The sequence below is a fragment of the Pseudoalteromonas sp. P1-9 genome, assembly GCF_001399975.1.
GTDB lineage: Bacteria > Pseudomonadota > Gammaproteobacteria > Enterobacterales > Alteromonadaceae > Pseudoalteromonas.
On the sequence record NZ_LKBD01000034.1, the window covers coordinates 23,094 to 41,188 of the forward strand.

The 18,095-nt window shown below is 41.9% G+C and carries 16 protein-coding genes and 2 pseudogenes; 6 read left to right on the forward strand and 12 right to left on the reverse strand.

The genetic code is table 11. From position 1 onward, the window contains the following. Window positions 1-7: 7 nt before the first annotated feature. The 5 genes from AN214_RS17180 to rimK all read right to left on the reverse strand — a co-directional run bounded on the left by AN214_RS17180 (window position 8) and on the right by rimK (window position 4,378). Window positions 8-955: a zinc transporter ZntB gene (locus AN214_RS17180; protein WP_054980847.1), complete on the reverse strand. Its 948-nt coding sequence runs from the start codon at window positions 953-955 to the stop codon at window positions 8-10. A 14-nt stretch (window positions 956-969) separates the two neighbouring features. Then, entirely contained in the window at window positions 970-1,860 is an 891-nt protein-coding gene (locus AN214_RS17185; protein ID WP_054980848.1) for a mechanosensitive ion channel family protein, read from the reverse strand. A 129-nt stretch (window positions 1,861-1,989) separates the two neighbouring features. Further along, window positions 1,990-2,421: a RimK/LysX family protein gene (locus AN214_RS17190; RefSeq protein WP_054980849.1), complete on the reverse strand. Its 432-nt coding sequence runs from the start codon at window positions 2,419-2,421 to the stop codon at window positions 1,990-1,992. Further along, window positions 2,418-3,452, reverse strand: coding sequence for a succinylglutamate desuccinylase/aspartoacylase family protein (locus tag AN214_RS17195; protein ID WP_054980850.1), 1,035 nt, complete (start codon window positions 3,450-3,452; stop codon window positions 2,418-2,420). Before AN214_RS17195 ends, AN214_RS17190 begins: the two co-directional genes overlap by 4 nt. A 20-nt stretch (window positions 3,453-3,472) precedes the next feature. Next, on the reverse strand, window positions 3,473-4,378 hold the full coding sequence (gene rimK, locus AN214_RS17200) for a 30S ribosomal protein S6--L-glutamate ligase (RefSeq protein WP_054980851.1): 906 nt from the start codon (window positions 4,376-4,378) through the stop codon (window positions 3,473-3,475). 137 nt (window positions 4,379-4,515) lie between these two features. Between rimK and AN214_RS17205 the strand changes: the two genes are divergently transcribed. From AN214_RS17205 to AN214_RS23345, 4 genes and pseudogenes are all read left to right on the forward strand, one after another. Beyond that, entirely contained in the window at window positions 4,516-5,358 is an 843-nt protein-coding gene (locus AN214_RS17205; RefSeq protein WP_054980852.1) for a LysR family transcriptional regulator, read from the forward strand. Between the two features lie 192 nt (window positions 5,359-5,550). Further along, window positions 5,551-6,422, forward strand: a pseudogene (locus AN214_RS17210) (diguanylate cyclase domain-containing protein). Between the two features lie 411 nt (window positions 6,423-6,833). After that, window positions 6,834-7,373: pseudogene (locus AN214_RS23340) on the forward strand (methyl-accepting chemotaxis protein); the annotation flags it as partial. A gap of 93 nt (window positions 7,374-7,466) precedes the next feature. Next, window positions 7,467-7,829: a CZB domain-containing protein gene (locus AN214_RS23345; protein WP_268795511.1), complete on the forward strand. Its 363-nt coding sequence runs from the start codon at window positions 7,467-7,469 to the stop codon at window positions 7,827-7,829. Window positions 7,830-7,888: 59 nt separating this feature from the next. Here the strand turns inward: AN214_RS23345 and AN214_RS17225 are convergent, their stop codons facing one another. From AN214_RS17225 to AN214_RS17250, 7 genes are read right to left on the reverse strand one after another with little or no spacing between them, the layout of a single operon-like run. Continuing rightward, window positions 7,889-8,494 (reverse strand): DUF3365 domain-containing protein, encoded by a 606-nt coding sequence (locus AN214_RS17225; protein ID WP_054980856.1) that lies wholly within the window; start codon window positions 8,492-8,494, stop codon window positions 7,889-7,891. 12 nt (window positions 8,495-8,506) lie between these two features. Beyond that, on the reverse strand, window positions 8,507-9,136 hold the full coding sequence (locus AN214_RS17230; protein ID WP_054980857.1) for a hypothetical protein: 630 nt from the start codon (window positions 9,134-9,136) through the stop codon (window positions 8,507-8,509). Continuing rightward, window positions 9,129-10,757 carry an ATP-binding cassette domain-containing protein gene (locus tag AN214_RS17235; protein ID WP_054980858.1) on the reverse strand — a complete coding sequence of 543 codons (1,629 nt, stop codon included), beginning with the start codon at window positions 10,755-10,757 and terminating at the stop codon, window positions 9,129-9,131. Before AN214_RS17235 ends, AN214_RS17230 begins: the two co-directional genes overlap by 8 nt. Then, the gene (locus AN214_RS17240; protein WP_054980859.1) at window positions 10,747-12,408 is read right to left on the reverse strand and encodes an ABC transporter transmembrane domain-containing protein; all 1,662 of its coding nucleotides are present in this window, start codon (window positions 12,406-12,408) and stop codon (window positions 10,747-10,749) included. The genes AN214_RS17235 and AN214_RS17240 overlap by 11 nt, the downstream gene beginning before the upstream one ends. After that, window positions 12,401-12,517, reverse strand: coding sequence for a cytochrome bd-I oxidase subunit CydX (gene cydX / locus AN214_RS22280; protein ID WP_010603848.1), 117 nt, complete (start codon window positions 12,515-12,517; stop codon window positions 12,401-12,403). Before cydX ends, AN214_RS17240 begins: the two co-directional genes overlap by 8 nt. Window positions 12,518-12,527: 10 nt before the next feature. Then, complete coding sequence (cydB, locus tag AN214_RS17245; protein ID WP_054980860.1) at window positions 12,528-13,661, reverse strand: cytochrome d ubiquinol oxidase subunit II; 1,134 nt, start codon at window positions 13,659-13,661, stop codon at window positions 12,528-12,530. Next, window positions 13,658-15,232 carry a cytochrome ubiquinol oxidase subunit I gene (locus tag AN214_RS17250; protein WP_054980861.1) on the reverse strand — a complete coding sequence of 525 codons (1,575 nt, stop codon included), beginning with the start codon at window positions 15,230-15,232 and terminating at the stop codon, window positions 13,658-13,660. The genes cydB and AN214_RS17250 overlap by 4 nt, the downstream gene beginning before the upstream one ends. A gap of 258 nt (window positions 15,233-15,490) precedes the next feature. On the opposite strand from AN214_RS17250, the gene AN214_RS17255 reads away from it, so the two are divergent. Both AN214_RS17255 and trpS read left to right on the forward strand, forming a co-directional pair. Next, complete coding sequence (locus AN214_RS17255) at window positions 15,491-16,825, forward strand: sigma-54-dependent Fis family transcriptional regulator (RefSeq protein ID WP_054980862.1); 1,335 nt, start codon at window positions 15,491-15,493, stop codon at window positions 16,823-16,825. 219 nt (window positions 16,826-17,044) lie between these two features. After that, window positions 17,045-18,064 (forward strand): tryptophan--tRNA ligase, encoded by a 1,020-nt coding sequence (trpS, locus tag AN214_RS17260; protein WP_054980863.1) that lies wholly within the window; start codon window positions 17,045-17,047, stop codon window positions 18,062-18,064. The last annotated feature ends 31 nt before the right edge of the window (window positions 18,065-18,095 follow it).

The window sequence follows — 18,095 nt, forward strand, 5'->3', positions numbered from 1 at the left end:
GTACTAGCTATAGGAATTTCCAACGGCGAAACATCACTAATGCAACAACACCTATGCCAGTTAATACACCGCAAAACCAATAAAAGGCATTGGGGTTATCAACGCCTGGCATGCCGCCCACATTAATACCGAACAACCCGGTTAAAAAGCCAAGTGGTAAGAAAATGCCGGCGATAATCGACAGCATGTAGGTATTGCGGTTCATCACTTCGCTGTTAATTTGCGCAATACGGTTATTAATCACGTCGATTTGCGCAATGTAGAAATCGATGGTGTCGACAATACGAGACAAGGTATCAAGCTCGGTCGCAAGCTCTACATGATAGTCATTAAATGCTGCCACATTGTTTTTACTCAATGCCGATAGTGCATACAATTGCGGCTTTAAAAAGCGATTTAAACGCAGTAGTTTACGGTGCTTAACACTTATCTCAGCAATGGCGTCTGAGCTAAACGCATCGTTATCTTGTGCGTTAATAAATTGCTCAATTGGCTCAATTACAGATTCAATTTTGGCATTTAGTTGGCTTAATAGCTCAATTACCAAAGATTCAAGGGTATCGGGTCCTTTATTCTTCTTTAACTGAGACGCTACCGCTTCAATTGCACGTAAGCGCTGAATGCTACACGTAACAACGCGCTCTGGCGTGTAAAGCAAACGCACAGTTAACATATCGTCGGGCTCTTTTCCGGCATTTAGGTTTACACCTCTTAAAATAAGGAAAAAGCTGTTCTTATCAATTTGCTGAAAACGCGGTCTTGTATCGGTGGCAAGCAGTGATTCAATAATTGATTCATCAAAACCAAGGGATTCTAACCAATGCTCAAATTCAGCCGATGAGCGATCACAGTGCACCCAATAATTTTGCTCTGCTAGTTGCTGTTCTGACGTAACAGCATTAGGCCTGTCGTTATGATTCAGTTGCCAACCTTCAATTATAAAATCATGCTTCATGGTTATTTCCTAAGTTAGCTGTCAGCTTTGTTCATCGGTTCTGACTTATTAACAATATTAAGTGTGCCATCAAGGTGAATATCCCGCTGCGGGAATGCAATCGTAATATCTGCTGCTTTAAACGCTTCGTCTAACCCAAATCGAATATTGCTGGCAACTAATCGTAAGCCACCTTCAACTTGTGAGTTAATCCAAAAATACACTTCAAACAGCAGCGAGTTATCGCCAAAATCTTGAAAAAAAACTAACGGTGCCCGGCCATCTTCGTTTAGTGTTTCTGGTTGCGCGTTGGCAACTTCTAACATAATACGTTTTACACTTTGACAATCGGTACCGTAGGCAACACCTACAGCTACTGTGCCGCGCACTAATTTGTCGCGTAAGGTCCAGTTGGTCACCGTGTTCTCTAATAGCTTGCTATTTGGGATCAGCATGTGAACGCCATCAACACGGCGAATACGTGTTGAGCGGGTATTAATTTCTTCAACAACACCCTTTACGCCTTCAACTTCTAAAAAATCACCAATGCGGATTGGCTTTTCGCCCATTAAAATCCAACCACTAATAAAGTTATTGATAATGTTTTGTGCCCCAAAACCAAAACCAATCGCGATTGCACCAGAAAGAAATGCAAATGCAGTGATCGGCACATTGATCATCGAAAGGGTTGTCATAAAAATAATAGCGAGCGCCACCACATACAAAATACGCTGTACTAAGTGAACAATATTAGGATCTTTATTTTTCTTTGTAAGGCGTTTACCAATCATTTTTATAATGAAGTGGGAAAGCCAAACACTGGCGATTAACCAAAGCGGAACGGCGAGCACTTCAATCAGTGTGACAACACGTTCATTAAATTTAAATAGCGGGAAATTGAGCCAATATTTAACTTGTTCTAACATCAATAAGTCCTTGTTATGATTAGTTTTTTGCTATTTTACAACAATCAGTATACACAGGAAAATTTACAATCCGTGTTGCTTGCAGCTAGCACGCAGCACCACTGGTCCATACGTCTAACTGCATTACTGTTAACTTTGCGAGGCGACAAAGCCATTTGCAGGGTCAATAAAAAAGTGGTCGCCCATCGCTTGTCGACCTAATAACATTAAATAGGTCATATCTGAGCGATCGGTCAATGTTATTTCAATATTCCATTTATGCTCGCCAAGTATCGCAGGCGTTTTAATTACATAACGCTGTTCGCTCATACCATTCGATGACTTTACTTTGCGAATATCATGCAAAATAGCGGTACAGCGTACGGTTTTGTCTACGTTATGAATTTCAGGGTGAATATCAAACGATACTGCAGGCTTTTTATCCAATTTAGTTCGTTGAATATTATCAACATGCAGCGACGATGTTTGTGCGCCTGTGTCTACGCGCACTGTCATTTGCGTAATGCCTAAATCGGGTAGATCAATGTTTTCTACATGGCCGATAATTATTCTGTTATTCATAACAATCCTTCACTGTTCACAATATGGTTCACAAGTTCTTCTTCAACACTGCCAATATGTTCAGCAATTTCTTCATCATCTTCTTTAAAGTAAGCAATGTGGTACATGGCTTCGCCTTCTTGTACCAAAGGTATATTTTGTTTACCTATAATGACGCCACTTTTGTTTGCCAACACTTCCGTTAAAATCTCGCCGTACGGGCTACCGATCTCAGCAAGCACTTGGCCTTTTTTAACTTGGTCGCCCAAGTTAAATAAATGGGTCACAATGCCACTGCTGGTTGCGCGCACCCAACCACTGTTATTGGCGACAAATTGGTTAATTGTTTTTTTGCGTGCTCCACCTTTTGGTGTCATTTTCAAATGGCGCAACACATTTACAATGCCTTTAATGCCGGCGCGAATTGAAAACTCATCAAATCGCAGTGCTTCTCCCGCTTCGTATAACAACACCTTAGTGCCGTTATCAACCGCAGCATCACGCAATGAACCATCGATTATTTCCGAATTTAAAATTACTGGTGCACCGAATGCATTAGCAAGTGTTAAGGTTTCTTCATCCGCTAGTTGCGCCCTAATTTGTGGCAAGTTTGAACGGTGAATAGCACCTGTATGTAAATCAATACCGTAATCACAGTGGCTAACAATTTCTTTTAAGAAAATATTAGCGACACGTGCTGCCAAAGAGCCTTTCGCTGAACCTGGAAAACTGCGGTTAAGGTCGCGTCTATCAGGCATGTAGCGGCTTTGGTTGATCACCCCGTATACATTCACCATAGGCACAGCAATTAAGGTGCCTGCTGAAATTTTAAAGCCTTTTAAATTGATAAGGCGTCTGATGATTTCAATGCCATTCAGTTCATCACCATGCACCGCGGCGCTAATAAAAATTGTTGGGCCTGCTTTTTTACCGCGAATAATATGTACCGGTAAGTGCACATCAGCATCGGTGTACAATTTGGCTACTGGCAAATCAATTTTCTTTGTTTCGCCAGGCATAATTGTGTGTTCACCAATAATCAATTCGTTCATAACTGTTCCAATCGCGTTAATTAACCTTGTCCTTTGGTTTTTGTTGAACCAGACTTAGCCGTCTTTTCAATAAACTCAATGAGCTTACCTGCCACGTCTAATCCCGTTGCATTTTCAATGCCTTCAAGACCTGGAGATGAATTTACTTCCATTACCATAGGGCCATTGTGTGAGCGCAGTAAATCTACACCGCAGAAGTTAAGCCCCATTACTTTGGCAGCGTTAACCGCAGTTGCACGCTCTTCTTTGGTTAATTTTACAAGTTCAGCACTGCCACCACGGTGTAAGTTTGAACGGAATTCACCTTCTGCACCTTGGCGTTTCATCGCTGCAACAACACGGCCACCAACAACTAAGCAGCGAATATCAGCACCGCCAGCTTCTTTAATATACTCTTGCACGAGAATGTTAGCTTTTAAGCCCATAAACGCTTCAATAATGCTTTCTGCTGCTTTTGCTGTATCAGCGAGTACGACACCAATACCTTGGGTACCTTCTAGTAGTTTGATTACTAAAGGCGCGCCACCCACATTTTTAATTAAGTCTTTAATGTTGTCTGGCTTGCTTGCAAATCCTGTGCGTGGCAGACCAACGCCTTTACGCGACAGTAACTGTAGTGAGCGTAATTTGTCTCGAGAGCGGCTAATCGCTACCGATTCATTCACGTTAAATGTACCCATCATTTCAAACTGGCGCGCAACTGCAGTGCCATAAAACGTAACTGATGCACCAATACGCGGAATAATCGCATCGTATTTTGGTAGCTCTTGACCGTGGTAACGCACCGCAGGGCGGCTACTGGTGATATCCATGTAGCAATGTAGTGTGTCGATAACATCAACCTCGTGACCACGTGCGATACACGCTTCTTTTAAGCGGCGGGTTGAATATAGGTTTTCATTTCGAGATAAAATAGCAATTTTCATAATTTGGCATCCTTATTTTGGCGTTTATTTGTGCAATAAAATTTATGTTGGGAAAATTAGTTGAAAATATCTAAAAAGAAAAACAAAATAAAAATCACAAATTGATAAAATAATTTTATTAAAAAGGGTGTTTTCGAATGAAAATTGAGCTTTTAACGACGTTTTTGGAAGTGAGCCAAACCTTACATGTGCGAGTCGCAGCCGATAACTTATACCTAACGCAAGCCGCTGTTAGTAGCCGTATTAAACAGTTAGAAGAAGAGCTCGGTGTGCAGTTATTTGATCGCACACAGAAACGTTTAAAACTTACCGCAGAAGGCCACCGCCTCGTTAAACATGCCAATGAAATGCTAATTATGTGGCAAAAGCTGAAACAAGATGTCGGCGTCGCTCAGCCTAACGCTTATCAATTGTTTGTTGGTTCAATGATGTCAATTTGGGACATTGTACTGCAGGATTGGCTGCAAAAAATTCACCGCAATCTAGATGACGTTCATTTATATACCCATACATATTCGCCACTAGAGCTTAGAAAACAAGTAATTAGCCGTTTAGTGGATATCGCGTTTTTATTCGAACCGCCATTTACAGAAGACATAGTGAACGAGAAGGTTGCAACGGTACCTTTGCAACTCGTGTCGACTGACCGCGATATGACATTACACAATATTGAGAACATGGTTATGGTTGATTATGGTGAGTCGGTAAACAGTCAAATTTTACGTGATTACAGTGAGTTAAATGCTATTCGCCATCATATGAGTCAACCGCGGATCGCGTTAAACTTTATTTTAGAGGCATCGGGTTGTGCCTACCTGCCAAAACAAATGTGCTTTGAGCATATTCGCAAAGGTAAATTACATGCGGTTGAGGGTGCACCTGAATATAGCCGTGATATCTATGCGATTTACCTTGCGAAAAGTCATAAGAAGCAGTTGGTGCAAGATGCGCTTATGTTATTCCCATACGTGCGTAACTAACGTATAAGCCGGAATGTTCAATAAATTTAATTTATCAAAAATCTAATATTGAAAATTTATTTTTATTGCTGCCTATAACTTAACCGTTTTAACACCAAAATTTTGAAGATTTTTTTGATCTTATTTTTTCGTAGGCAATATTTTGCTTTTATTTAATAATGAGCAAAAACAAAAATCGTTTTTAGCGTCTTTATGAATAATCCGAAAATCCGTCAAGTTGGTATTTTTACCGAGTCAGAAGAAATAACCCATTGGTTAGCGTGCACACTCAAGCTTACAACGCTGTCGTTTGATAGTATATGCATTCTCAATAAATCGAGTGATATTGCGAAAAATAGCCCGTCGCTGATTATTGTTACCGAGTGTAAATTCAGAGCGCTGTACAATTATTTGAATAAAGCAAACACGTTACTGCCTGTGCTGGTAGTAACGCGCGACTTTAATGGTTTTCGCGTGCCAAACGCCAATCGTTTAACTATTGATTTGTTGCCATTACCTGCAGCTACTATTGGTTTGCTTGAACATAGTATTAAAGCCGTATTTCAAGACTTTAAGCTGAATCAGGAGTTAACGAAGCTTGCCCACTATGATGCACTAACGGGTGCTGCAAACCGATTATTATTTCAAGACCGCTGCAAGCAAGCGCTGAAAATGGCAAAACGCAATAAGCGAGCGGTTGGTTTATTGTATTTTGATCTCGATGAGTTTAAACCGATTAATGATACTTATGGCCACGATATAGGCGATGAGCTATTAAAGCGATTTGTTGAAATTGTTTCTTCGGTTAGCTGTGAAACTGATACGTTAGCGCGCCTTGGCGGCGATGAATTTGCTTTGTTGCTGCCGGATCTGAGCTGACGCAGTTTTGTCAAAAAGTGGTGCAGTGTTTAGCGCAGCCGCAGCAACTAAATGAACAGTTAATTGAAATAAAATGCTCGATAGGTGCTGTTTCGACCTCAAAAGAAGAACATGTAACCTTAATCCCGCAAAAGCTTATCAAGAAAGCAGACCAAACAGTTTATCGAGCAAAAGAAATACAAGGCACTAGCTTTGTTATTGTTTAAACGTGTTTTTTTTATGATTGTCGACTAGAATTTTGTTATGGCCTAGACGTTAATTGCGCATTTTGTTGCTTGAAAACGGCGAAGCATCTTAAATGTGCTTGCTAAAAACAATAAATTATTCCTAATATAGTGGCGTTTTATTTTTATATGCCGATAACTAGGTTCTTTATACGCTGCACGAGTCAATCTTGAAACAAAGTAACACACAATGATCTGTATTACTTTTTTAGGTTTCGTAGCGTTAATCTGTTATTTTTTAAGAGGTGCTTAATGTTTTTAAATTGGGTGAACAAAAGCGAGTTAGAAAAACTACAACAAGAAAACCAGCGCCTAAAACAAGAAAACGCCGAATTAAACCAAGCGTTAGCGCGTTCTGAACAGGATAGCTTGGGATTCAATAGTGATTTAGATATGTTGTCGGAGCGCGCACAACATCAAGAATCTTTGTGTAAATTGTCGCTGCAATCAGGTGAGTTACTTGGTCAAATTCGTGAGAGTCTCGCTGCTTCATCTGCAGAATTAATTGCACACCGCGATGACTTTAACGCGTCGCAACAGTTATTTGATCAAATTAAAGACTTGCTCGCCGCTACAATTAGTGCGACTTCGGTGATTTCTAATGACTCACAGCATGCGTCAAATTCGGTAGACGAATTAAATGAAGTGACCAAAGGCATTAATGATTTCGTTAATATTATTAAAGGGATCTCTGATCAAACGAACTTGTTAGCACTCAATGCTGCAATTGAAGCCGCGCGAGCAGGCGAGCAGGGCCGAGGTTTTGCTGTTGTGGCAGATGAAGTGAGAACCCTTGCTCAGCGCTCTGCCGAAGCATCAAATGAGATTTCAGTATTGATTGAACAAGTAAACAGTCAAATGAAAGATGTGGTTAGCAGTATTAATGGTGTTGGTGAAAAAAGTGTCAAAATTAAAGACAGCACAAGTTGTATTGATAAAACCGCAAATCGAATTGTAGATTTTTCACAAAATATGTACACGGTAATCACTAATTCAACCGCTGATGCATTTTTACAAACAGTAAAAATGGATCATGTTGTATGGAAAATGGACGTGTACCAAGTAATGTTGGGGTTATCTAATAAATCACCAGAGGACTTTGCGGATCATACAATGTGTCGTTTAGGCAAGTGGTATTATGAAGGTGAAGGTCACAGTAAATACACTAGTTTTTCGGCATTTAAAAAACTTGAAAAGCCTCATGCTGAAGTGCATCAAAATGGCTTAGCTGCACTAAATGCAAATCTTAAAGGCGATAAAAGTACCGCCGCTCACCATCTTGCTCTAATGGAATCAGCAAGCTTTGAAGTGGTTGAACAATTAACGCAACTGTCTCATCAGGTGGCAGGCGAAGTTACTTTAATAAAAGATCATACTGAATTGTTTTAACCTAGCCCTAGCTTTGGCGGAACAATAATTTGGCCGCCAAAGTAAAAGAGCACGACAAATTACTGCGCGTTTGACGACTGAAAATAGACTTTAAACGCGCCTCTTAGTTCGCCAAGTTTAAAGCCTGTGGCTGTATCTTTTGGGTAATGCGCTTTGATTTTTGCCTTTAAGTCGTTGCTAATATTTTCGCCATGGCAAGCAAGGCAAAGTTGCCCGGTTGGAATCGCTTTCATAAATTGGTATTCGCCGCTTTTGGGGTTTAAGTTCGAATAATACACTGTTTTTGCAGGCTCACCGCTAGCAAGTCGCTTGGCAAAGTCTTGTAATATCGCTATCTCATCAATATTTGGGGTATTCTGACTATTACGAGTTTTTAGACTTGTGCGGCTGATTTGCCAACCATGACTCGAGTATTTTTTGGCAATTTCAGGGGCTTGCTCTTGGCATACCTCAATACCAGCAGATAGCCCGCCTTTTGCCACGGCTGTCATTAAAGTAGCTTTTAGCTCGGTTGCAAATGCATTGGTGATCTTCTTGGCTTGCATATCGAGCTGTGCTTTTTGCGCGATTGCATCACTAGCGTGAACAGCACCTGCAAATACTATTAAAGATATTGCACAGGCATTAATCGCTGCTTGTATCGTTGAACAGTTGGTTTCGGTCATCTTGCTACCTATCTAATTTTTTAAAGTGTCGGTTAAGTTATTTCGGTTTAGCAGGGTTTCGAGTTGCCAAAAAGTGCGCTTTGAGCTCGAAAAAGGCAGATCTGCTGTGAACACGGGGCAATAAATTTCACTGAATTTATCCCACTTTATGCTGCTTTGTTTGAGTACATTGCCCATGCAAGTGGCTGAAAATTCAAGAGCACTAGATTGCAAGCAAAACACCATGTTGTCACAAATAAGCAGTGATACTTTCAAGCTATTTGCTTTGACATATTGAATGGTGAGTATTAAATGGCCTAAATGCAGCATTTCATTATGCTCAAGCATGTCACCATTACTTAAATCTAACGCGACATGATTTGATGTATTTGTTAAACACGCTTTTGCTAGCATCAACTGCCCTGTAAATCGCTGCGCTAACTGATTCACCCAACTTAGTTGTGCATTGGCATCGCAAGCGATTAACCACCACTGTGTTTCACACGGGCAGTTTTCAAGTCGCTCAACCATATAGTCGTGTTTTTTCTGATCTGAAATACAAAGTGCAATTACCGCACAATAAGGCGTTAACGTATCTCTAATTAGATAAGCAATTAGCTGGTTATCATAAACAATCTCAATGACACCTAATGACTCAGCCATAGCACTTTTCCTCTGAGTTATTTTCTTCAGAAAATACACGACCATTTTCAATATCAATACGCTGATTAAGCGTTAGTGCTTTCGGCACAATATGGCTAGCAATCAGCACGATACAGGTTTTACTCAATTGATTAATAAGCCGAACCATAAGTGCAATATTGTGATTGTCGAGCGCTTCAAACGGTTCATCTAGTAACACCACATCGGGCTTAAATAACAATGCCCTTGCAAGGTTCAGGCGTTGTCTTTCGCCACCAGAGAGCTGTTTGCCGCCCGAACCTAGCCATTGCGTAAATGCGCCTAGGTAAGACAAATTAGCGTCATTGAGCACCTGCTGTAGAGTGTCTTGCTCTATTTCATGACCTAAAGAAAGGTTCTCAGCCAAGGTGCCATCTAATATGGGGGCTGATTGCCCGCAATACACAATGCGCTCATGTAGTTTGCCAAAGTGTTGAACGATGGATTGTTGGTTAAACGAAATATCGCCCTGAAATGGCTGAAGCCCGGCAACCGCCTTTAATAACGAAGACTTACCAGCTCCCGAGCTGCCTTCAAATAAATAGCAACCGGTATTATTTATTTCAATTGAAATGGGCAATCGTTGCACGCTGCAAGCGGTTACATTATTAAGGCTCAGCGCATGAATTGCTTGGCTATGTCGGGTAATTTTTGGTGACCATGATAGCGCTTCTTTGTCGACTGTATTCACCAGAGCTTTTTCAGCGTCACCTTGTTTGGCTTGAATAAAATCTACTAGCCCAGATTGTGAATGCAGTAGCTTGCCAAGCCAATCGTTAATGCTTAGCAATAACATGGGCACTAAAATAAACAATGCATTTTGCGATGCCGCGCCAGCATACTGCTTGAAAAGCAGATACAAAGCTAAAGTGGCGAAAAGCTGCAAACAGAGTTGGCCGTAAAAAATCGCCTTTTGCTGTGTTTGTTGCGCGTTTAACAGTTGAGAGGTTGATGCAAATTGATTGTTTTTTTGTTGAATATGTTTGTCTAAAAACTCAGTTTGAAGATGCCAAAGCGGTGAGCTATGTAACTTATCATCAAATTCAGTGATAAAGCGCTCTTTTTGTTTGGCAATTTTGCCCGCTTGTTTTAAGCCAAAAATAATGAGCAGCGCGTAAACTAAAATAAAAGCAAATGTTACACACAACACATAAGTAAGATGACTAGGAATAAGCAGGTTAATACTGATATTTAGCAGCAGTAAGGTGATAAACATCGCAGCATTTTGATTTACCCAAGCAATCCAAAGCGCCGCTTGTTGCTCTGTGGTGGTGCTCATTGCCTCAACCTGCGCGCTGCTTTTAACTTGCTCAAGCAAGCTTAAGTTATCCAAACTTTCTGCAAATAGTGTCATACGTTTGGTTTGTAACGATTTAAAAAAGCCACTGTGACCAACCAACAAAGCCGCATAACCCGACGCAATGCGAATAAGTGCTAAAGCCCGAATAATAACAGCGGGTAACATGTAATTTAAGCTACTGCCCACTACACTTGCCGCGGCAATAAACCAACTCGAAACCAGCAATAACCCCATTGCCGCTAGGCTATAAGCCACACTCAGTAACAGCGCCAATAAGTTGGTTTTTAATGTATTAGTTTGCATGACAAAGCACCTCGCCAAGCTCGTTAATGTGCCAAATATGGCTAAACCAGCCCTGCGACTGTGGCTTATGACATACCCAAATAACGGTTTTATCTTTTAGAACCGTTTCAATTAACCTGCAGAGTCGCAAATGTTGCGCGTCACTTAAAAATGCGGTGGGTTCGTCGAGTAAATACAGGTCGGCATCGCACAGTAACAGCCTTGCTAAACTCAAGCGCTGTTTTTCACCGCCAGAAAGAGGCGGACACTCGTCCATAGGCGTGTTAAGCCCCTGCTTTAAATTTTTATACCAAGCCATTAGCTCAACTTTTTCTAACATCGCAAAAAGCGCTTTATCAGCAATTGGCCTGTTGAGTGTTAAGTTGTCGCGAACAGTGCCGCGTAAAATGCAGGGAGATTGTGTCAGCAGCGCCACTTTCTGTATGGTTTGATGGCTTGCTTGTCGCTGTTTGCTAAGCGCTTCAAATAATAGCGTTTTGCCAGCACCTGATGGTGCACTTAGCCAAATATGCTGGCCACGCTCAACAAATAAATGCTTTGCAAAAACCGCGGTATTAACAACCTGAAAGTCATGCCAATCTATGCTAGGAGATTGCAGTACATCGGCACTTTGTTGACTGTTACAAAGCACACTAGCCAGCTCTGATGCTGCAACCTGTGCAGCCGCTTTTTGGTGGTATAAATTGCCTAATTGTTTAAGCTCGCTAAACACCATAGGCACCGCGATGAGTAAAAATAAGCCATCGGCAAACACCAGTTTGGGCCCTAAATTTATCTCTTCTAACAGGTTAAACCCAACATAAACGGCAATGAGTGCCATCGACAGCGTTGAAAAAAAATCTAAAACAGTTTGGTTTAAAAAAGCCACTTGAAGCACTTTTAAGGTGCTGGAATTAAGCGTGTTTGAACTTTGCTCAAGGCGCTGTGTTTGCTGCCTGTTGGCAGAAAATACATTGATCAATTCAATGTTGCTAAGGCGATTGGCAAACATACTGCCTAAACGCTCAAATGCCACAAAATAGGTGTTATGTAAGTGCTTTGTGCCTTTGCCTATGATGATCATAAACAGCGGCACCACAGGCAAACACACTAATAAAATAACAAACACAAACCAGTTCACATAAGCAATCACGCCAAGCAATAACAAAGGCGCAACCACCGCAAGCCATTTTTGTAATTGAAATTCACTGATAAATTTCACTATCGCATGAAGGTGCTCGGTGCTGAGTTGCTGCCAGTAAAAATGACTATGTTGACGAACTAACGCGTGCTGGGCTTGTTTAAAAGCGCCATGTAACTTCGCTTCTAAATAGGCCAAGCTGCTTGCTTGTAATGCCATTAGGCGGTTATGCGCAAAAAGGTTAAGAATCACGCTTGAAACTAATGCCCCAACCAATATATTGAGCGCCCATTCATAGTGTGTGTTTGCGCTAAAAAAGTGACTCATAACCAGACTATTAACATCACTTGCGAGCAATCTGGCCACTAAAAAGCTAAATGCTGCGAAAGCCGTCAGCTGGCATAAAAAGGCACCGCTTTTAAGAGCTAACACACCCTGCAGCGCATTTTTTACTTTTTGCTGCTGGCTATGTAATAGCTCGGTAGCGGCGACCTCCATGTCGCCATTTGCTGCGTGATTGTGTTTAATCATCGCTGGTGTCGTCTCTGTCCATGTCTTCGGTGGCTTCTAGCCACATCGCATTAATAATGCCGAAAGAACACGCTAATAAAACACCTAAAATCCAAGTGAAATACCACATAAGCCACTCCTTAATAAATTGTGTGTGGTTTATCTAAATCTTGCGCTTTAATACGCCCGCGCATCACATAAAAGCTGTATGCGGTGTAACTCAATACAATTGGCACAAAAATACAGGCAACAATAAACATGGTTTTGAGCGTTAAGTAACTCGATGTGGCATCCCACACTGTTAAACTCGCGTTTGGCATGCTGCTACTTGGCATAAGGAACGGGAACATGGCAGCGCCTGCGGTTAAAATAATGCCCGCCATCATCAATGACGACATTAAAAACGCCCAGCCACCGCGCTGTTGCTTGCTAAACCATGCAGAGCCAAGCCCCGCAAAAATGCCAAGTACAGGGGCAACTAGCATCCACGAGTAAGTGCTGTAATTGTTAAGCCACGCGCCCGATACTACTTCAACCGTTTTGGTCAGCGGGTTTGATGTTGCTAAAGGGTCAACACTTGAAGTGATCACATAACCGTCAATATTGGCAACGACCACACCCGCTAACATAAAGAGCAACACAGTCACTAATGACAAATAGAACGACACAATGCGCGCGCGTGCGAGTAAATTTTCCTCGGTTTTAAGCTGCAACCAGTTAGCGCCATGGGTCAGCAACATCGCGACCGATACCAGCCCTGCTAAAATGGCAAACGGATTAAGCAAGCCAAAAAAGCTGCCGGTATAAGTCGGACGTAAGGTATTATCAAATTCAAATGGTACGCCTAGTAGTAAATTACCAAACGCCACACCAAAGATAAGCGCGGGCACTAAGCCGCCACAAAATAGTGCCCAGTCCCACGCTGTGCGCCAAGTTTTATTGGGCAATTTACTGCGGTAGTCAAAGCCAATTGGGCGCATCCATAAGGCAATGAGCGTCAGCGCTAAAGCGATATAAAACCCCGAAAATGCTGCCGCATAAATAAGTGGCCAAGCCGCAAAAATTGCGCCGCCAGCAGTAATAAACCACACTTGGTTACCGTCCCAATGGGGGCCGATTGTATTGATCATCACGCGGCGGTCTTCGTCGCTTTTGCCTACTAGCGTAAGCAGTGCTCCCACGCCTAAGTCAAACCCGTCGGTAATGGCAAAGCCAATCAGCAATACGCCTACTAAGCCCCACCACACTAAGCGTAAAAATTCATAATCAATCATGATTGTGCTCCTTCAGCCGATAGTTGCGCATTGCCATCGAAAGGTGTGCTTTGTTGCTCTGGCACTGGTCCTTTTTTGGCGTATTTCTTCATTAAATAGAAGCCAATAACAAACATCACCGCATAAAAACTGGTGTAAGCAATTAAGGTAAACCACACTTCACCCACGGTTAGGTTTGATACCGAAGCATGCACAGGTAGCACCTCGGCAATTGACCACGGCTGGCGACCAAACTCAGCAACAAACCAACCCGCTTCAGAGGCAATCCAAGGCAGAGGTAAAGAGAACAGCGACAGCTTTAACAGCCATTTGGGTTTGGTGATTTGATGTTTAGTGCTGTAATAAAATGCTGCGGCAAAAACGAATAGCATAACAAAGCCAGAGAACACCATAATTCTGAAACTCCAGAAAAGAGGTGCAACAGGTGGGATGCTGTAATTGACTGCTTTTTCGATGGCTTCTTCACTTGGGCTGACAAAGTCGTTGGTAAATGGTTCTAATAACATGGCATAGCCCAAGTCTTTTTTATGTGCTTCAAACAGTGCCATTTGTGCTTCTGTTGCGTTACCGCTGCGCACGGTATCGAGTAAGTTTTTGGCAACCAATCCAGATAAAATACGTTCACGATGCAGTACTTTGTGCTCTTTAATGCCCATCACTTCTTCATCAAGCGAGCGCGTCGCGATAATGCCCATCAGCCAAGGAATGCGCACCGCATATTCGGCTTCTTCTTTTTCATCATTGGGGATAGCAAACAACGTAAATGGTGCAGGTGCAGGATGGGTATCGTATTCGGCTTCAACAGCCGCGAGTTTTACTTTTTGTACATCGCCAAGCTCATAGCCACTTTCATCACCGAGCACAATCACCGATAAAATTGACGCTAAACCAAAGCTTGCTGCAATCGCAAATGAGCGACGCGCAAAGGCAATATGTTTATGTTTTAAGAGGTAATAGCTTGAGATAGCTAGCACAAACATTGCGCCTGTGACATAACCCGCTGATACGGTATGCACAAATTTAACTTGGGCAACGGGGTTAAACATCACCTCAGCAAAACTGGTCATTTCCATACGCATCGACTCGAAGTTAAATTCTGCGCCTACCGGATGCTGCATCCAACCATTGGCAATTAAGATCCAAAGCGCCGAAAAGTTAGAGCCTAACGCCACAAGCCAGGTTGCCATAAGGTGCCTGACCTTTGACATTTTATCCCAGCCAAAAAAGAACAAGCCAACGAACGTAGATTCTAAGAAAAACGCCATTAACCCTTCAATTGCCAGCGGTGCACCAAAAATATCACCGACATAATGCGAGTAATACGCCCAGTTCATACCAAACTGGAACTCCATGGTTAAACCCGTAGCCACACCAAGGGCGAAGTTAATACCAAATAACTTTCCCCAAAACTTAGTCATGGTTTTATAGATTTCTTTGCCCGTCATCATATATACCGATTCCATAATGGCCAGCATAAAACTCAGGCCCAAGGTCAGCGGTACAAATATGAAGTGGAACATGGCGGTAAGTGCAAATTGCCAACGTGACAATTCAACCAATGCTTCATTCATTTCGAACTCCTTTAGATTAGGTTACTTCCTGTTATGGCAGAAAACATACCAACCTTAGATGTAGTCGAAAAATAAAATAAGGCGTTGTTTTTAATCGTTAATTTAAAATTTAAAAAATTCATTCGATAAAGACGAAATCATTAAATGACATTTTTGACAGACAAAATGAGGTTTAAAGGCACTTTTGTCACAACGCTTTTTTTGCAGTACACTCGTTTTAAGTTAAACGGTGCGAACTAACTTGGGTAAGTGTGAGATATGGCAAATTCGGTGATCCAAGGTTTAATCAATATTATTGAGAAACCAGCAATTTTTATTGACCTAAATTATGTCATTGTGGCGGTGAATAACGCCTATCGCGATACCTATCAAACGCCAATTGAGCTGGGTAAAAGTACCTGCTTTGCCATATCGCATAGATCCAGTAAACCCTGCGATCAAATGGGTGAAGCTTGCCCCATGATCGAGTGCAAAAAAACCAACAAGCCAACCAGTGTCGTGCATATTCACGACACCCATTTAGGTAAGCAATATTGCGATATTGTGATGAAGCCTATTTTTGATGAAAACGATGTATTAATGGGCTTCGTTGAGATCCTCGATAAAATCGACTTTGCCTCAGTAAAAGCGCAAAAGAATAAAATGCTTGGCCAGTCTGATGCCTTTAAAGCGCTACTCAATAAAGTAAACCGAGCTGCAAAAACCGAAATCTCGGTTTTATTACAAGGCGAAACCGGCACAGGTAAAGAGTTGGTGGCTCGCGCGTTGCACGATGCAAGTAGGCGTAAAGGTAAGCCGTTTATTGTTATTGAATGTTCTGGTTTACCCGAGCAGTTATTCGAGTCTGAGTTATTTGGTCACGAAAAAGGCGCGTTTACTGGCGCCACAAGCCAAAAGAAAGGTCTGGTCGAAATTGTCGAAGGCGGTACATTGTTTTTTGATGAAATTGGTGATGTACCGCTTAATATGCAGGTAAAACTGTTGCGATTAATTGAAACACAGAGCTTTCGTGCCGTCGGCAGCTTAAGACAAAAACGCACAGATTTTCGCTTAGTCTGTGCAAGCCATAAAAACCTGTTAGAAATGGTTGAAAAAGGCGAATTCAGAAAAGATTTGTATTATCGTATTGCTACTTTTCCGATAAATTTACCGTCACTGCAAAGCCGCCAAGCTGACATTGCATTGCTAGCTAAGTTCTTTTTAAAACACTCTGAATTTAAAGACAAACAATTCAGTGAAGCGGCACTTAAAAGGCTCTCGCAATATGCTTACCCCGGTAATATTAGAGAGTTAAAAAGCATCGTATTGCAAGCTGCTATTTTGGCCGATGACGATGTCATTTACGACACCGACATCCCTTTTGAAAACACAGCTAATTTGCAGCCTACAGCAGAGCCTAACGCAGATTTGGCACAGCCAATTTATGGCGAAGTATTTGAAGTGCTATCGCTAGAGCAGGCTGAGCATACCTACTTAGCAAAGGCCGTTGAACATTTCCAAGGTAGCACTGAAGAGCTGGCTCTTAAACTTGGTGTCAGCAGTCGGACTTTGTATCGCAAACTCACTAAATATGGCTTGTCGCTTATAAAATAATTAAACAAAATCTTTGATTGTGAAATTTGTAGAGGTTTGTTAACGTGGTGGCGTTATGAAAAATACGTTACATATTCCTACTATCACATCATTCACATCTTGGTGGCGCTCAAAATAGAGCGGCACAGGATTTTTACATTCTTAAGCTGCTGGTAGGTAGCTTAAGCGACGCGTCTTTTTTGTATCTCCAGTAGCGATTTTTTATCTTGGAGATACACAATGAGACAAACAACATCACAGCAAAACGAAATAATTTTAACCGGCGATAGAGCTACAGGCCCTTTGCATTTAGGGCATTATGTTGGCTCACTCAAACAACGTACCCAACTGCAACATGTGCACGAGCAAACCATTTTAGTCGCCGATATGCAGGGCTTAACCGATAACGCCCACACCCCGAAAAAAGTCAGCGAAAACATTTTAAATGTGGTGGCTGATTATTTAGCCGTGGGTATCGACCCTCTTCAAACCACAATTTGTTTGCAATCAAAACTGCCGGCACTTGCCGAACTCACTATGTTTTACAGTAATTTAGTTACCATTTCACGCTTAGAGCGTAACCCTACGGTGAAAAGTGAAATTCAAAGTAAAGCCTTTAATCGCAGCGTTCCCGCGGGGTTTTTAACCTACCCAATTTCGCAAGCTGCGGATATCACTGCGTTTAATGCTACGCTCATTCCGGTTGGGGATGATCAACTGCCAATGCTTGAGCAAACCAATGAAATAGTAAGAAAAGTTAATTCACTTGCGGGCAAACCGATTTTAAATGAATGCCGTGCGTTATTAAGCAATGCGCCGCGCTTACCAAGTACCGACGGTAAAAACAAAATGTCTAAAACCATGGGCAACACCATTAATTTAGGCGCAAGCGAAAAAGACATTCGTACCGCGGTAAAGTCGATGTACACCGATCCAAATCACTTACGTGTAGAAGACCCAGGGCAAGTTGAAGGCAATGTCGTTTTTACCTACCTTGATGCGTTTCACCCTGATACCGCCTATGTGGCTGAGCTAAAGCAGCAATATCAACAAGGCGGTTTAGGCGATGGTACAACCAAAAAGATTTTAGAAGACTGCTTGCAAACTCTTATCGCCCCAATTCGTGAAAAGCGCGCGATGTATTTAAACGACAAAGCCCAACTAATCGATATTTTACGTAAAGGCAGCGAACACGCCGACCTTAAAACGCAACAAGTTTTGCGTGATGTAAAAGAGGTGTTTGGCTTGAATTTGTTTTAACCCATTTGTTAACTGTGAAGCGATGATCGCT

What these genes read in the sequence shown, in the direction of transcription:
- AN214_RS17180 (WP_054980847.1), bottom strand. Translation starts at nt 955, where the DNA reads ATGAAGCATGATTTTATAATTGAAGGTTGGCAACTGAATCATAACGAC.
- AN214_RS17185 (WP_054980848.1), bottom strand. Translation starts at nt 1,860, where the DNA reads ATGTTAGAACAAGTTAAATATTGGCTCAATTTCCCGCTATTTAAATTT.
- AN214_RS17190 (WP_054980849.1), bottom strand. Translation starts at nt 2,421, where the DNA reads ATGAATAACAGAATAATTATCGGCCATGTAGAAAACATTGATCTACCC.
- AN214_RS17195 (WP_054980850.1), bottom strand. Translation starts at nt 3,452, where the DNA reads ATGAACGAATTGATTATTGGTGAACACACAATTATGCCTGGCGAAACA.
- rimK (WP_054980851.1), bottom strand. Translation starts at nt 4,378, where the DNA reads ATGAAAATTGCTATTTTATCTCGAAATGAAAACCTATATTCAACCCGC.
- AN214_RS17205 (WP_054980852.1), top strand. Translation starts at nt 4,516, where the DNA reads ATGAAAATTGAGCTTTTAACGACGTTTTTGGAAGTGAGCCAAACCTTA.
- AN214_RS23345 (WP_268795511.1), top strand. Translation starts at nt 7,467, where the DNA reads ATGGATCATGTTGTATGGAAAATGGACGTGTACCAAGTAATGTTGGGG.
- AN214_RS17225 (WP_054980856.1), bottom strand. Translation starts at nt 8,494, where the DNA reads ATGACCGAAACCAACTGTTCAACGATACAAGCAGCGATTAATGCCTGT.
- AN214_RS17230 (WP_054980857.1), bottom strand. Translation starts at nt 9,136, where the DNA reads ATGGCTGAGTCATTAGGTGTCATTGAGATTGTTTATGATAACCAGCTA.
- AN214_RS17235 (WP_054980858.1), bottom strand. Translation starts at nt 10,757, where the DNA reads ATGCAAACTAATACATTAAAAACCAACTTATTGGCGCTGTTACTGAGT.
- AN214_RS17240 (WP_054980859.1), bottom strand. Translation starts at nt 12,408, where the DNA reads ATGATTAAACACAATCACGCAGCAAATGGCGACATGGAGGTCGCCGCT.
- cydX (WP_010603848.1), bottom strand. Translation starts at nt 12,517, where the DNA reads ATGTGGTATTTCACTTGGATTTTAGGTGTTTTATTAGCGTGTTCTTTC.
- cydB (WP_054980860.1), bottom strand. Translation starts at nt 13,661, where the DNA reads ATGATTGATTATGAATTTTTACGCTTAGTGTGGTGGGGCTTAGTAGGC.
- AN214_RS17250 (WP_054980861.1), bottom strand. Translation starts at nt 15,232, where the DNA reads ATGAATGAAGCATTGGTTGAATTGTCACGTTGGCAATTTGCACTTACC.
- AN214_RS17255 (WP_054980862.1), top strand. Translation starts at nt 15,491, where the DNA reads ATGGCAAATTCGGTGATCCAAGGTTTAATCAATATTATTGAGAAACCA.
- trpS (WP_054980863.1), top strand. Translation starts at nt 17,045, where the DNA reads ATGAGACAAACAACATCACAGCAAAACGAAATAATTTTAACCGGCGAT.